At 69.9% G+C, this 13,640-nt stretch carries 13 protein-coding genes; 6 read left to right on the top strand and 7 right to left on the bottom strand.

What is annotated here, in order from left to right; all coding sequences use genetic code 11:
- Complete coding sequence (locus SGFS_RS29690; RefSeq protein WP_286254817.1) at window positions 1-387, bottom strand: cupin domain-containing protein; 387 nt, start codon at window positions 385-387, stop codon at window positions 1-3.
- A 52-nt stretch (window positions 388-439) separates the two neighbouring features.
- On the opposite strand from SGFS_RS29690, the gene SGFS_RS29685 reads away from it, so the two are divergent.
- Together SGFS_RS29685 and SGFS_RS29680 are read left to right on the top strand one after the other, a co-directional pair.
- Window positions 440-1,429 (top strand): helix-turn-helix domain-containing protein, encoded by a 990-nt coding sequence (locus SGFS_RS29685; protein WP_286254816.1) that lies wholly within the window; start codon window positions 440-442, stop codon window positions 1,427-1,429.
- Window positions 1,426-1,920, top strand: a complete 495-nt coding sequence (locus tag SGFS_RS29680) for an LURP-one-related/scramblase family protein (RefSeq protein WP_286254814.1) — start codon at window positions 1,426-1,428, stop codon at window positions 1,918-1,920. Before SGFS_RS29685 ends, SGFS_RS29680 begins: the two co-directional genes overlap by 4 nt.
- Window positions 1,921-2,045: 125 nt before the next feature.
- Here SGFS_RS29680 and SGFS_RS29675 read toward each other — a convergent pair whose 3' ends face one another.
- A complete protein-coding gene (locus tag SGFS_RS29675) occupies window positions 2,046-2,840 on the bottom strand; it encodes a carbon-nitrogen family hydrolase (RefSeq protein ID WP_286254813.1) in 795 nt (264 codons plus the stop codon).
- Window positions 2,841-3,096: 256 nt separating this feature from the next.
- On the opposite strand from SGFS_RS29675, the gene SGFS_RS29670 reads away from it, so the two are divergent.
- Window positions 3,097-3,921: a maleylpyruvate isomerase family mycothiol-dependent enzyme gene (locus tag SGFS_RS29670; RefSeq protein ID WP_286254810.1), complete on the top strand. Its 825-nt coding sequence runs from the start codon at window positions 3,097-3,099 to the stop codon at window positions 3,919-3,921.
- A 118-nt stretch (window positions 3,922-4,039) separates the two neighbouring features.
- On the opposite strand, the gene SGFS_RS29665 is transcribed toward SGFS_RS29670, so the two are convergent.
- On the bottom strand, window positions 4,040-5,353 hold the full coding sequence (locus SGFS_RS29665) for an MFS transporter (RefSeq protein WP_286254809.1): 1,314 nt from the start codon (window positions 5,351-5,353) through the stop codon (window positions 4,040-4,042).
- Window positions 5,350-6,036, bottom strand: coding sequence for a GntR family transcriptional regulator (locus tag SGFS_RS29660; RefSeq protein ID WP_286254808.1), 687 nt, complete (start codon window positions 6,034-6,036; stop codon window positions 5,350-5,352). The genes SGFS_RS29665 and SGFS_RS29660 overlap by 4 nt, the downstream gene beginning before the upstream one ends.
- Before the next feature lie 236 nt (window positions 6,037-6,272).
- On the opposite strand from SGFS_RS29660, the gene SGFS_RS29655 reads away from it, so the two are divergent.
- Window positions 6,273-7,175, top strand: coding sequence for a D-alanyl-D-alanine carboxypeptidase family protein (locus tag SGFS_RS29655; RefSeq protein WP_286254807.1), 903 nt, complete (start codon window positions 6,273-6,275; stop codon window positions 7,173-7,175).
- A gap of 168 nt (window positions 7,176-7,343) precedes the next feature.
- Complete coding sequence (locus SGFS_RS29650; protein WP_286254805.1) at window positions 7,344-8,306, top strand: BRO-N domain-containing protein; 963 nt, start codon at window positions 7,344-7,346, stop codon at window positions 8,304-8,306.
- Between the two features lie 91 nt (window positions 8,307-8,397).
- Here SGFS_RS29650 and SGFS_RS29645 read toward each other — a convergent pair whose 3' ends face one another.
- Genes SGFS_RS29645 through pdhA form a run of 3 tightly spaced genes read right to left on the bottom strand, consistent with a single transcriptional unit; the run spans window position 8,398 to window position 12,071 of the window.
- A complete protein-coding gene (locus SGFS_RS29645; protein ID WP_286254803.1) occupies window positions 8,398-9,831 on the bottom strand; it encodes a dihydrolipoamide acetyltransferase family protein in 1,434 nt (477 codons plus the stop codon).
- 11 nt (window positions 9,832-9,842) lie between these two features.
- On the bottom strand, window positions 9,843-10,862 hold the full coding sequence (locus tag SGFS_RS29640) for an alpha-ketoacid dehydrogenase subunit beta (protein WP_286254802.1): 1,020 nt from the start codon (window positions 10,860-10,862) through the stop codon (window positions 9,843-9,845).
- A 3-nt stretch (window positions 10,863-10,865) separates the two neighbouring features.
- On the bottom strand, window positions 10,866-12,071 hold the full coding sequence (gene pdhA, locus SGFS_RS29635; protein WP_286254801.1) for a pyruvate dehydrogenase (acetyl-transferring) E1 component subunit alpha: 1,206 nt from the start codon (window positions 12,069-12,071) through the stop codon (window positions 10,866-10,868).
- Between the two features lie 458 nt (window positions 12,072-12,529).
- Between pdhA and SGFS_RS29630 the strand changes: the two genes are divergently transcribed.
- Complete coding sequence (locus SGFS_RS29630) at window positions 12,530-13,564, top strand: phosphotransferase (RefSeq protein ID WP_286254799.1); 1,035 nt, start codon at window positions 12,530-12,532, stop codon at window positions 13,562-13,564.
- Window positions 13,565-13,640 lie beyond the last annotated feature (76 nt).

The raw sequence follows: 13,640 nt of genomic DNA, 5'->3' as shown, positions 1-13,640 counted from the left end.
TCACGTCAGCGCGTGTCCCGTCGTCGCGTCCACATGGGCCGGGACCTCGTCGTGCCGGTCGCCGACCGTGGAGGTGCCGGTGGGTTCGAGGACGAGGATCTCGGTGGGGACGGGGGCGTACGGCTTGTGCTCGGTGCCTCGGGGGACGGTGAAGACGGAACCCTGGGGGAGCACCACCGTCCGCTCTCCGTCCGTCTCCCGCAGGGAGATGTGCAGTTCGCCCGCCAGGACCATGAAGAACTCGTCGGTGTCGTCGTGGACGTGCCAGAGGTGTGCGCCCTCGACCTTCGCGACGCGTACGTCGTAGTCGTTGACGGTGGTGACGATGCGGGGGCTCCACCGCTCGGTGAAGGAGGCGAGGGCGGTGGACAGCGAGATGGGTTCCATGGGGTCATCGTCCGGGCCGCCGTGCTCGGCGCGCGAGTGCTAGAAATCGCATATGCCGCAAGGATCCTCTCAGCCGCACCGGGTGGTTCTCGTCGTGGACGACAATTCCAACCCCTTCGAGATGAGCTGCGCGATCGAGGTCTTCGGGCTGCGCCGCCCCGAGCTGGGCCGGGAGCTGTACGACTTCGGCCTCTGCGCGGCGGGACCCCTGACCCGTATGCGGGACGGCTTCTTCACGCTGACCGGAATCGCCGGTCTGGAGGCGGCGGAGGACGCGGACACGCTGATCGTGCCGAACCGGCCCGACACCGACACCCCGCGCCGGCCGGAGGTCCTGGACGTCGTACGCCGGGCACACGCGCGTGGTGCGCGTCTGCTGGGCTTCTGCTCGGGCGCGTTCACGATCGCGGAGGCGGGGCTGCTGGACGGGCGGCGGGCGGCCTGTCACTGGATGTGGGCGGAGTCGTTCCAGGCGCGCTTCCCGCGCGTGCGCCTCCAACCGGACGTGCTCTTCGTCGACGACGGCGACATCCTCACGGCGTCGGGCAGCGCGTCGGCGCTCGACCTGGGTCTGCACGTCGTACGGAGGGACCACGGCGCCGAGATCGCCAACGCCGTGTCCCGGCGGCTCGTCTTCGCGGCCCACCGCGACGGCGGACAGCGGCAGTTCGTGGAGCGCCCGGTGCCGGACGTGCCCGACGAGTCGCTCGGACCCCTGCTGGCGTGGGCGCAGGAGCGACTCGGTGAGCCGTTGACGGTGGCGGACCTGGCGGCGCGGGCGGCGGTCTCGCCGGCGACGCTGCACCGCCGCTTCCGGTCACAGCTCGGCACGACACCGCTGGCCTGGCTGACGGGCGAACGGGTGACGCTCGCCTGCCGGCTGATCGAGCGGGGGGAGGAACGGCTGGACGTGGTGGCGGCGCGGAGCGGTCTGGGCACCGCCGCCAATCTGCGGGCGCGGCTGCGGCGCGAGACCGGACTCAGCCCATCGGCCTACCGACGGCGTTTCGGACCGGCCGACGGGGAAGCGGTGACGACATGAGATTCCTCGTACGCGAGCGGCTCCTCGGTATCGGTGACGACTACTGGATCGAGGACGAGCACGGTGAGAAGGCCTTCCTTGTCGACGGCAAGGCCATGCGGCTGCGGGACACCTTCGAGCTGAAGGACACGCAGGGGCGCGTGCTCGTCGACATCCGCCAGAAGATGTTCGCCCTGCGGGACACGATGGTGATCGAGCGGGACGACCGGCCGCTGGCGACCGTCCGCCGGAAGCGGCTCTCGCTGCTGCGCAACCACTACCGGGTGCCCCTGGCCGACGGCGGCACGGAACTCGACGTCAGCGGCCGGATCGTCGACCGCGAGTTCAGGATCGAGCACGACGGCGACCTGCTCGCGGTCGTCTCCCGACGCTGGCTGCACATCCGTGAGACGTACGGCATCGACGTCGTACGGGAGGACGCGGATCCGGCGCTGCTGATCGCGGTGGCGGTGTGCGTGATCCACCTGGCGGAGAGGGAGCGGGAGGACTGAAACCGGCCAGACCGGCTGAACCGGCTGGACCGGTTACCGCCCGGCGGTAACCGGTTGGACCGGTTACCGCGCCGGGCGGGTCCGCCAAGGCGCGGTACGACGAGCACCGGGCGCGCCGCGGCCGCTCACCGCCGCGGCGTCTCCAGGCCCAGCAGCCGGTCCTTCAGCGCCGGGAACTGTTCCCTCGTCGTCGCCGGCTTCGCCGGGTCCAGGTCCACGGTCAGGATCTCCTCGTCCGATCCCGCCTCGGCGAGCACCTCGCCCCACGGGTCCACCACGATCGAGTGGCCCGCCTGCGGAACCCCGGCGTGCGTACCGGCCGTTCCGCATGCGAGGACGTACGCCTGGTTCTCGACCGCGCGTGCCTTGGCCAGCAGTGTCCAGTGGGCGCGGCGGCGCTCGGGCCAGCCCGCCGGGATCACGAAGGTCTCGGCGCCCGCGTCGACGAGGCCGCGGAACAGCTCGGGGAAGCGCAGGTCGTAGCAGGTGGCCACGCCGATGGTCGTCTCCGGGAGCCGAAGCGTCACCAGCTCGCTCCCCGCGCCCATCAGCACGGCCTCGCCCTTGTCGAAGCCGAAGCGGTGGATCTTGCGATAGGCGGCCGCGAGGTCGCCGGAGGGCGAGAAGACGAGCGAGGTGTTGTAGAGGGGGCCCTCCGGGTCCCGCTCGGGGATCGAGCCCGCGTGCAGCCAGACGCCGGCGTCGCTCGCCGCCTTCGCCATCACCTCGTACGTCGGCCCTTCGAGCGGCTCGGCCTCCGCCGTGAAGGATTCGAACGCGAATGCGCCGGTGGTCCACAGCTCGGGGAGGACGACGAGATCGGCCCCGGCCTGCTCCCGGACGAGACCCGCGACGCGCAGCCTGCGCGAATCGACGGATTCGTCCTGGTCTACGCCGATCTGAATGAGCGAGGCGCGCACACTACCACCGTCCTGGCATTCGAGTCGTCCACACGGGCCTACGATCGTCACACGAAAGCACTGCCGGGGTGCCTCACAGCAGCGTAACTTAACGTTTCACAACACCCACCGACCGCCGACGACGCCGACGTCCACACCCCACGCTCACGCCCACTCATCGCCGTCAACGCCGACGCCCCTACTGAAACCCGCCACCCACGTACCCACACGTACCGACCGTACTGACACGTACCGAACGCCCGAGGGGTCCCGTTCCGTGAGTCTGCATCCCACTCTTCAGCCCTACGCCGACGCCTGGAGCCACTCCGTGGACGCGATATCCGAGCTGGTGACGCCGCTCGTGGAGGGCGAGTGGAACAGGCGGACGCCATGCCCCGGCTGGTCGGTGCGTGACGTGGTGTCGCATGTGATCGGGCTCGACTGCGAGATGCTCGGCGACCCGCGCCCGATCCACACCCTCCCGCGCGACCTGTACCACGTACGCAACGAACACCAGCGGTACATGGAGATGCAGGTCGACGCCCGCCGCCACCACACGGCGCCGGAGATGACGTCGGAGCTGGAGTACACGATCATCCGCCGCAACCGCCAGCTGCGGAACGAGTCGCGGGACCCGGGCCACCTCGTGCGCGGCCCGCTCGGCACGGAAGTGACCCTCGAACGGGCCATGCGCAACCGCGCGTTCGACGTGTGGGTCCACGAGCAGGACCTGCGCGCCGCGCTCGGGCAGCCGGGGAACCTGGACTCGCCGGGCGCGCTCGTCGTCCGTGACGAGCTGCTGTCCGCCCTGCCGAAGGTCGTCGCCGAGGACGCGCGCGCCCCGCGCAGCTCGGCCGTCGTCTTCGACGTCTCCGGTCCCGTGGAGTTCCTCCGTACCGTCCGCGTCGACATGGGGGGCCGCGGCACCCTGGAGACCGCCCCGGCCCTCGGTCCCGCCGCCACCATCACCCTGGACTGGGAGACCTACGTCCGGCTGGCCTGCGGCCGCGTCACCGCCGATGCCGTCGCCGACCGCGTCAAGGCCGAGGGCGATCCGCAGCTGATCGCGGCGATCCTGCACAAGTTCGCGGTGACGTTGTAACTCCGTCCCGGGCGCCGGCATTCGGGGTGGCCGCGCAGGCCACCCGCCGCGCTCACGCCCACGCGTCGCCAGCCCCGCGCGTCGCCAGCCCCCATGTCGCCAACTCCGCCCGCCGCGCTCACGCCGGTACGTGCACCGTCTCCACCCGGCTCGCCACCAGCCGCTCCCGCTCCCTGCGGGCCGCCCGACCGCGCAGCCGGAGGATCTGGGTCAGGCCGAGGGCCTGGAGGAGGAAGACGAAGGAGAAGGCGATCCGGTAGTCGTCACCGGTGACGTCCAGGAGCACACCGACCGCGAGCAGCGTCGTCATCGAGGCGACGAAACCGCCCATGTTGGTGATTCCGGAGGCCGTGCCCTGACGCTCCGGCGGGTTCGCGGGGCGGGCGAAGTCGAAGCCCAGCATCGACGCCGGGCCACAGGCGCCGAGCACCGAGCACAGGACGATCAGCAGCCACATCGGCGCGTGCTCGCCCGGGTACACCAGCGTGGCCGCCCAGACCGCCGCCGTCGCGAGGACCGTGCCGAGCGCCAGCGGCAGCCGCGCCCGGTGGTGCCGGGCCACGATCTGCCCGTACACCAGTCCGACGACCATGTTGGACAGCACGACGAGGGTGAGCAGCTCGCCGGCCGTGCCCCGGCTCAGCCCCTGCGCCTCGACCAGGAACGGCAGCCCCCACAGCAGCAGGAACACCATCGCCGGGAACTGCGTCGTGAAGTGCACCCACAGGCCGAGCCGCGTCCCCGGCTCCCGCCAGGACGCCGCGATCTGCCGCCGTACGTACGCCGCTCCCTGATGCGGGAACGGCTCCGGCTCGTGCCCCTCCGGGTGGTCCTTCAGGAACAGCAGCACCAGTACGAGGACGACGGCACCGGCGACCGAGCTGCCCGCGAACGCCGCCGTCCAGCCCACTCCGTGCAGCAGCCGGGCCAGCATCAGCGTCGAGACCAGGTTGCCCGCCATGCCCACCAGCCCCGCGAACTGCGCGACCAGCGGGCCGCGCCGGGCCGGGAACCAGCGGCTGCCCAGCCGCAGCACGCTGATGAACGTCATCGCGTCGCCGCAGCCCAGCAGCGCCCGCGAGGCCAGGGCTGTGCCGTACGACGCCGACAGCGCGAAGCCGACCTGCCCGGCCGTGAACAACAGGGTGCCGATGGCCAGCACCTTCTTGGTGCCGAGCCGGTCGACGAGCAGGCCGACGGGGATCTGCATGCCGGCGTAGACCAGCAGTTGGAGGATGGAGAAGGTGGACAGGGCCGAGGCGCCGACGTGGAAGCGGTCCGCCGCGTCGAGACCGGCCACGCCCAGCGACGTGCGGAAGATGACGGCGACGAAGTAGACCGAGACGCCGATGCCCCAGACGGCGAGGGCGCGGCGGCCGCCGGGCGGGTCCCCCGGGATCGAACCGGCCGAGGATATGGCGGCGCGGCTCAACGGACCTCCCCCCGCGCCAGGTTGGAGAACCAGTTCACGTGCCGGTGGACCAGTGCCACGGCCGCCTCCGCGTCACCCGCGCGCAACGCCTGGAGGATCTCCTCGTGCTCGGTGAGCGTCTTGGTGATCCGGTCGGGGTGGGCGTGCATCACGGCGACGCCCATGCGCAACTGCCGGTCGCGGAGCTGGTCGTAGAGGCGGGAGAGGATCTCGTTCCCGCCGCTGCGGACGATCTCGGCGTGGAAGCAGCGGTCGGTCACCGCGGCGCCCGCCAGATCACCGGCGGCGGCCTGCGCCTTCTGCTGCGCCAGGAGGCCCTCCAGTCGCGCGATGAGCTGCGGCGAGGCCGGAACCGTCTTGCGGACCGCGTGCTCCTCCACCAGCTGCCGGGTCTCGACGACGTCGGCGATCTCCTGCGCGGAGACGGGCAGCACCAGGGCGCCCTTCTTCGGATAGAGCTTGATCAGCCCTTCGACCTCCAGCCGCAGCAGCGCCTCCCGCACGGGGGTCCGGGACACCCCGACGGCCTCGGCCAGTTCGCCCTCGGTGAGCAGCGTGCCGCCCTCGTAGCGGCGCTCCAGAACCCCTTGTTTGACGTGCGCGTAGACCCGGTCGGCGGCGGGGGGCTGTTTCACGGCGGCCGGGGAGGCCGAGGGAGTGGTGGTCGGCGCTGCTGAAGGCATGCCGACAGCATAGATACAACACGTACGCATGACCGTCCTGGTCCACGATTCGGGACGAACGCCCCCTCATATCTGTCCGGGCGCTGTCAACGGGACCTGAATTGACCCCCTCCTCACCTACAGCACAACCTTTTGTGCTACTCACTTGTCACACGAGAAGCGGCCCTGCCATGCCCGCGCGGCAGCGCTCAAAAGGCCGCACTCTTCAGACATTTGACGCAATCGGGGTACTGAACTTGATTACCGCCATAAAGGGTGTACGAGTGCGCAGAGCCGCCGCTGTCGTCGTGACCACCGGCGCGATGATCGCCACCGGAGTCCTCGGCTCCGCGCCGGCGCAGGCCGCCGTCGCGAAGCCGACGATCACCGCCGTCGGCGGCTACGTGATGAACAACGGCTCGGGCAAGAGCCTGTTCACCAAGAACTCGACGAAGAAGCTCTCCACCGGCTCGACCACCAAGATCATGACCGCGCTGGTCGTGCTCAGCCAGTCGAACCTGAACCTGGACAAGAAGGTCACGATCCAGAAGGCGTACAGCGACTACATCGTCGCCAACAACTACGCCTCCAACGCCAAGCTGATCGTCGGCGACAAGGTCACCGTCCGTCAGCTGCTGTACGGGTTGATGCTGCCGTCCGGCTGCGACGCGGCGTACGCGCTGGCCGACACGTACGGCTCGGGCTCGACCCGATCCGCCCGCGTGAAGTCGTTCATCTCCAAGATGAACAAGAAGGCCAGCAGCCTCGGCCTGACGAACACGCACTTCGACTCGTTCGACGGCATCGGCAACGGCAACAACTACTCGACGGCCAAGGACCTGACGAAGCTCGCCAGCGCCGCGATGAAGAACGGCAACTTCAAGGCGGTCGTGAAGACGAAGTCGTACACGGCGAAGACGATCACGAAGACCGGCGCCACCCGCACGATGGGCGCATGGACCAACACCAACCCGCTGCTGGGCTCCTACAGCGGCACCATCGGTGTGAAGACCGGCTCGGGCCCGGAGTCCAAGTTCTGCCTGGTCTTCGCCGCCACCCGCAACGGCAAGACCCTCATCGGCACGGTCCTCGCGTCCTCGACGATCGACAACCGCGCGGTCGACGCGAAGAAGCTGCTGAACTACGGCTGGCAGGTCTGACCTCTCCGGCACGCCTACGCGCAGGGGGCCACCGCTCATCAGCGGTGGCCCCCTTGTCATTGCGCCGCAAGCCGAACAGACAAGCTTCGCTCGCAATAGTGAACATCGTTGAGCTGGCTGGCATATTCGATTTGCTCCGCCCTACGTTCCAGGACGGAGGTGGTTCAGATGATCGAACCCAGCAAGCACCAGCCCGACCCGCGCACACAGCAGGACGCGATCGACGCCGGAGACTTCGTCTACGCGGCCACCGGAGCCCGGGTCCGTCGGCTCACCATGCCTGACGGGACCCACTGGTTTCCGGCGGTGGATGTCTGCAAGAAGTTGGGGCACACCAACACGCAGAAGGCTCTCTCCGACCATGTCCCGGAGGGCCATCGAGAAATTCTTGAGACCCTAACTGGAGGTTACGGTCTCAGCGTTCCCGCAGGTCGAGAGTGGCGTCGAGACCTGAATCTCATCGATCTCCAGGGTCTGATCCTGCTCGTCAGCGCCTGCACCAAACCTGAATGCGCCCCCTTCAAACAGTGGGTCGCCGAGGTGATCGAGACCATTCAGCGCGAGGGCTCCTACACCCTTGAGGAGGCCGAGGTACAACCCTCCGAGCCGGGCGCGCCCGTCGCCTACGCCATGCCCGAGCAGGTCGCCGAGGCCATCGTCCGGCTGGAGGAGCGCAACCTCCAGGCGGACGAGCAGCTCGCCGCCGCCCAGCATGAATCACTTGCCCTGCAAAGGGACATGGTTGATATGCAACGGCAAACGCTCACCGCCCAGCAAGCCATCGCCCAGGCCATGGAACGCATCGCGAACAGGCTCGACGTCCTGGCTGTCGACCGGCCGACACCCACCGACACCGCGTTCTCAGCACGTCCGACCACCGAGGCCGTGCTGGCCGACTGGCGGGAGCGGCTGTCCGTGACGGCGGACGTATGGACGGTCGCCGTGGTGATCGCCCCGGTGCTCGTCGAGGAGGGTGAGCTGCGTCAACCGTTGGAGGCGATCGCCGCCCGTACGGGGCTGTCGGTGCACCGCGTCAACGAGTGTCTCCGGCTGCTGCGCAAGCACGCCTGCATCCGTCCTCAGGGGGCGGCGGAGGACGGGGCGCCCGTGTACGTGCTCAACCAGCGCTGACAAGAACCAAACAAGGCCACAGCAGAAGGGGTCGGTCGCAAGACGAATTTGCGACCGACCCCTTCGGGCTGAGCCTATCCGGCCGAGGGCCTCACGCCCAAGTGATCAACCTCTTCGGCTGCTCCAGAATCGCCGCCACATCCCCCAGCACCTTGGAGCCCAACTCCCCGTCCACCAGTCGGTGGTCGAAGCTCAGCGCCAGGGTGGTGACCTGGCGGGGCTTGACCTTGCCCTTGTGGACCCACGGCTGGAGCCTGATCGCGCCGACCGCCAGGATCGCCGACTCACCGGGGTTGAGAATCGGCGTGCCCGTGTCGATGCCGAAGACGCCGACGTTGGTGATGGTCACCGTGCCGCCCTGCATGGCCGCCGGCGAGGTCCGGCCCTCCTTCGCCGTGGACACCAGCTCCCCGAGGGACTCGGCCAGCTGCGGCAGCGTCTTGGCGTGCGCGTCCTTGATGTTCGGCACGATCAGACCGCGCGGGGTGGCCGCCGCGATGCCCAGGTTCACATAGTGCTTGACCACGATCTCCTGGCTCGCCTCGTCCCAGGACGCGTTGATGTCCGGGTTGCGCCTGATGGCGACCAGCAGGGCCTTGGCGATCAGCAGGAGCGGGTTCACCCGCAGGCCCTGCATCCCGTAGTTCTCGGGGGCCTGCTTCAGTTCCTCGACCAGCTTCAGCGTGCGCGTCACGTCGATCGTCACGAACTCCGTGACATGCGGCGCCGTGAACGCCGAGCCGACCATCGCCGCCGCCGTCGCCTTGCGGACACCCTTGATCGGGATCCGGGTCTCCCGCGCGCCGTCGTACGACACCACGGGCGCCGGGGCCTGCACGGGGACGGCCGCCGGGACCGGAGCTTCCACGGAGGCGGGGGTCGCCGCCGCGTGCACGTCCTCGCGCGTGATGATGCCGTCCGGGCCGGACGGGGTGACCGTCGCGAGGTCCACCCCGAGGTCCTTGGCCAGCTTGCGCACCGGCGGCTTCGCGAGGGGGCGCTGCTGCAGAACCGCCCCGTGTCCGTTCAGCTCGCCCTGGATGCCCTGGAGCGCGGTGGCCCCGTACAGCGTTTCCTCCGCGGGGGCCGCGACGGCCGGAACTCCCTTGCGCGGGCGGCGCTTCGTGGAGGACTCGGCGACGCCGTACCCGACGAGGACCGGCGTGCGGCCCTGGGTCTTGGCCGGGGCGGGCTTGGGCTCTCCCCTGGGCGCGGCCGCCGGCTTCGCGGGAGCCGCCTCCTCGACCGGTACGGGGGCGGCGCCCCCTGCCACGGCCACCGCGATGATGGACGTGCCCACGTCCACCGTCGTGCCCTCGGGGAAGTGCAACTCGCGCACGACACCGTCGTAGGGGATGGGCAGTTCGACGGCGGCCTTCGCCGTCTCGACCTCGCAGACGACCTGGCCGTCGGTGACCGTGTCACCGGGCTGGACGTACCACTTGAGGATCTCGGCCTCGGTGAGTCCCTCGCCCACGTCGGGCATCTTGAACTCGCGAACGGACGTGTCTGTCATCGTCGTCACGGACCTCTCCCTCAGTACGCCAGCGAGCGGTCGACGGCGTCGAGCACCCGGTCCAGACCCGGGAGGTACTCCTCCTCCAGGCGCGCCGGTGGGTACGGGGCGTGATAGCCGCCGACCCTGAGCACCGGGGCCTCCAGGTGGTAGAAGCAGCGCTCCGTGATCCGGGCGGCGATCTCCGCGCCCGAGCCGAAGAACACCGGGGCCTCATGGACGACGACCAGGCGGCGGGTCTTCTCCACCGAGGCCTGGATCGAGTCGAAGTCCAGCGGAGAGACGGACCTGAGGTCCAGGACCTCCAGGGACCTGCCTTCCTCGGCCGCCGCGTCGGCGACCTCCTGGCAGAGCTTCACCATCGGGCCGTACGCGACGAGCGTGAGGTCCGTGCCCTCCCGGACGACCTTCGCCTTGTGCAGCGGGCCGGGGATCGCGTCAGCGTTGACCTCGGCCTTGTCCCAGTAGCGGCGCTTCGGCTCGAAGAAGATCACCGGGTCGTCGCTCTGGATGGCCTGCTGCATCATCCAGTAGGCGTCCGACGCGTTGGACGGGGAGACGATCTTCAGGCCCGCCACATGCGCGAACAGCGCCTCCGGGGACTCCGAGTGGTGCTCGACCGCGCCGATGCCGCCGCCGTACGGGATCCGGACGACGACGGGGAGCTTGACCTTGCCCAGTGAGCGGGCGTGCATCTTCGCGAGCTGGGTGACGATCTGGTCGTACGCGGGGAAGACGAAACCGTCGAACTGGATCTCGACCACCGGGCGGTAGCCGCGCAGGGCCAGGCCGATGGCCGTGCCGACGATGCCCGACTCGGCGAGCGGGGTGTCGATGACGCGGTCCTCGCCGAAGTCCTTCTGGAGGCCGTCCGTCACCCGGAAGACACCGCCGAGCTTGCCGACGTCCTCACCCATGACGAGGACCTTGGGGTCGGTTTCGAGGGCCTTGCGCAGCGATTCGTTGATCGCCTTGGCGATCGCCATGTTCTTCACGGCGGACTGACCCGCCGTCTGCACGGCGGCTGTCTGTGCGGTCATCGCTTACTTGCCCTCCTCTTCGTCCGTGTCGGCGAACGACGCCTGGTACGCCGCGAACTGGGCGCGCTCCTCGTCCACGAGCGCGTGTCCGTCCGCGTACGCGTTCTCGAAGATGGCGAAGTGGTCCGGGTCCGGCATGGCACGCACCACTTCGCGCACTCGCCTTCCCAACGCCTCGCTCTCGGCCTCTAGTTCCGCGAAGAATCCCTCGTTCGTGTCCGTTTCGTTCTCGAGGTAGCTGCGCAGGCGCGCGATCGGGTCCTTGGCCTCCCAGGCCACCCGCTCGTCGTCGTGGCGGTAGCGGGTCGGGTCGTCGGAGGTGGTGTGCGCGCCCATGCGGTAGGTGTACGCCTCGACGAGGGTCGGGCCCTCGCCGCCGCGGGCCCGCTCCAGCGCCCACTTGGTGACCGCGAGGCAGGCGAGCACGTCGTTGCCGTCGACGCGGACGCCGGGGAAGCCGAAGCCCTGCGCGCGCTGGTAGAGCGGGACGCGGGTCTGCTTCTCGGTGGGCTCGGAGATGGCCCACTGGTTGTTCTGGCAGAAGAACACGACGGGCGCGTTGTAGACCGCGGAGAAGGTGAACGCCTCCGCGACGTCGCCCTGGCTGGAGGCGCCGTCACCGAAGTAGGCGATGACCGCCGAGTCGGCGCCGTCCTTGGTGATGCCCATGGCGTAGCCCGTGGCGTGCAGCGCCTGGGAGCCGATGACGATCGTGTAGAGGTGGAAGTTGTTGCTGTTCGGGTCCCAGCCACCGTTGTTCACGCCGCGGAACATGCCCAGCAGGTTGGTCGGGTCGACGCCCCGGCACCAGGCGACGCCGTGCTCGCGGTAGGTCGGGAAGACGTAGTCGTCCTCGCGGGTGGCCCGGCCCGAGCCGATCTGCGCGGCCTCCTGGCCGAGCAGCGAAGCCCACAGCCCCAGCTCGCCCTGGCGCTGCAAAGAGGTGGCCTCGGCGTCGAAACGACGGGTGAGCACCATGTCGCGGTACAGGCCGCGCAGCTCGTCGGGGGTGATGTCGGCGACGTACGCGTCGTACGCGGCGGTCTGCGCGTTCTTCACGCGTTTGCCCTCGGGCGTCAGCAGCTGGACGAGTTCGGGCTCTGTGCTCTGCGGCCTCTTGGCGGCAGTGGTGCGCTTGGCGCCGGTGGTGCCGGCCTTGCCTGCGGCGCTGCGTCGCGGCTTGCGCGCGGCAGTGCTCTCCACGGTCACGTGTGCTCCTCCGTCGGTCCGGCCCCCGGGGTCGCCGGAAGACCAGTGCGGCTCGTCTGGTCCCGGTGACCCGTGCACGGGGTGGGTGCCCTTGGCCGGGAACAGACGTGACAGGTGCCCCGGCGAGCGCCCTGCACGAGGCACGTTACCCAGTGCTCCACATTCCTGTGAAACCCCTCCTGACCTGCGTTTTTCCTTGGATTTCCAAGTACTTTCTACTTGGAACTCCTAGTACCTCGCGTTCGGTCGGGAACAGTCGCTGGTCACAGCACTGGTTACAGCCTGACAGGGGGCCGGAACACGGGCACGTTATCCCGGCCACCCCGGCCTCGGGAAGAGTTCGCCAGGGCGGCCTTTTCCGGCCACTTGGCCGATCGACACGCCACTCTGTGATCGGTAACGACTGTCCGTGACAGGTGCGAGGTCAGCGACTCGGCGGTTGCCCTAACATCTGGCGCGTGCCGCGCTCATCTGTACCACCGGTCGTGCTCCACGCGACCCCTCTCGGCCCCCTCCTCAAGCGGTACGCCGCCGGGTCGGCGGTGGCCTGTGAACCCGTCGTCGAGGGGCTGCTCAACCGCGGCTACCGGCTCTCCACGACCCGGGGCCGGTACTTCCTCAAGCACCACTTCGACCCCGAGACCGCCCACCCGACCGCCATCGCCCGCCAGCACCGGGCCACCCAGCGCCTGGCCGACCTGGGCGTACCGGTGGCCCCGCCGCTGGCCGGACACGACGGGCGTACGGTCGCGGTGGTCGGCGGCCACGCGTACGCCCTGCACCCGTGGGTCGACGGACGGCACCGGCACGGCGGGCAGCTCACCACGGGGCAGTGCGCCCGCCTCGGGGCGCTGCTCGGCGTCGTCCACGCGTCCCTGGAGCGGGTGATGCCCGCGCGGCGACGACAGGCGCCCCCGAGGAGCGCCGATCCGAACGACACGTTCGCCCTCATCGACGACCTGCTCGGCCGGGTGCGCCGGCACCGGCCGTCCGACGCCTTCGACGCGCTCGCCCGGCACCGGCTGCTGGAACGGCGCGCGCTGCTGCGCCGGCACGCGGACCGGCGCCCGCCCCGGGGCGGTCCCGTGGGCTGGGTGCACGGGGACTTCCATCCGTTCAACGTGCTCTACCGGGACGACGCGCCCGACGTGCCCGCCGCGATCGTCGACTGGGACCGGCTCGGTGTGCAGCCCCGGGCGGAGGAGGCGGTCCGCGCGGGCCTGATCTTCTTCGTCCGGCCCGTCGGCGCCCTGGATCTGCCGAAGGTACGGGCGTACGCCCGCGCGTACCGCCGCGCGGCGGGCGCCACGTCCTCCGAACTGGCCGCCGCCGTGCACCGGGTCTGGTGGGAGCGGCTCAACGACTTCTGGATGCTGCGCTGGCACTACGAGCGCGGCGACACCCGCGCCGATCCGCAGTTCCCGGCGGCCTCGGCGCTGGTGGTGTGGTGGACACGGGAGTACGACGCGGTGTGCGAGGCGTTCGTGGAGTGAACGGTCTCGGGGGTGAACGCCCGCGGGGTAACCGGTCTCGGGGGTGAAGGGTCGCGGGCAGAGCGAGAGGGTCCCG

It is taken from the genome of Streptomyces graminofaciens (assembly GCF_030294945.1).
Taxonomy (GTDB): domain Bacteria; phylum Actinomycetota; class Actinomycetes; order Streptomycetales; family Streptomycetaceae; genus Streptomyces; species Streptomyces graminofaciens.
This window is presented reverse-complemented; position numbering and strand designations above follow the sequence as displayed.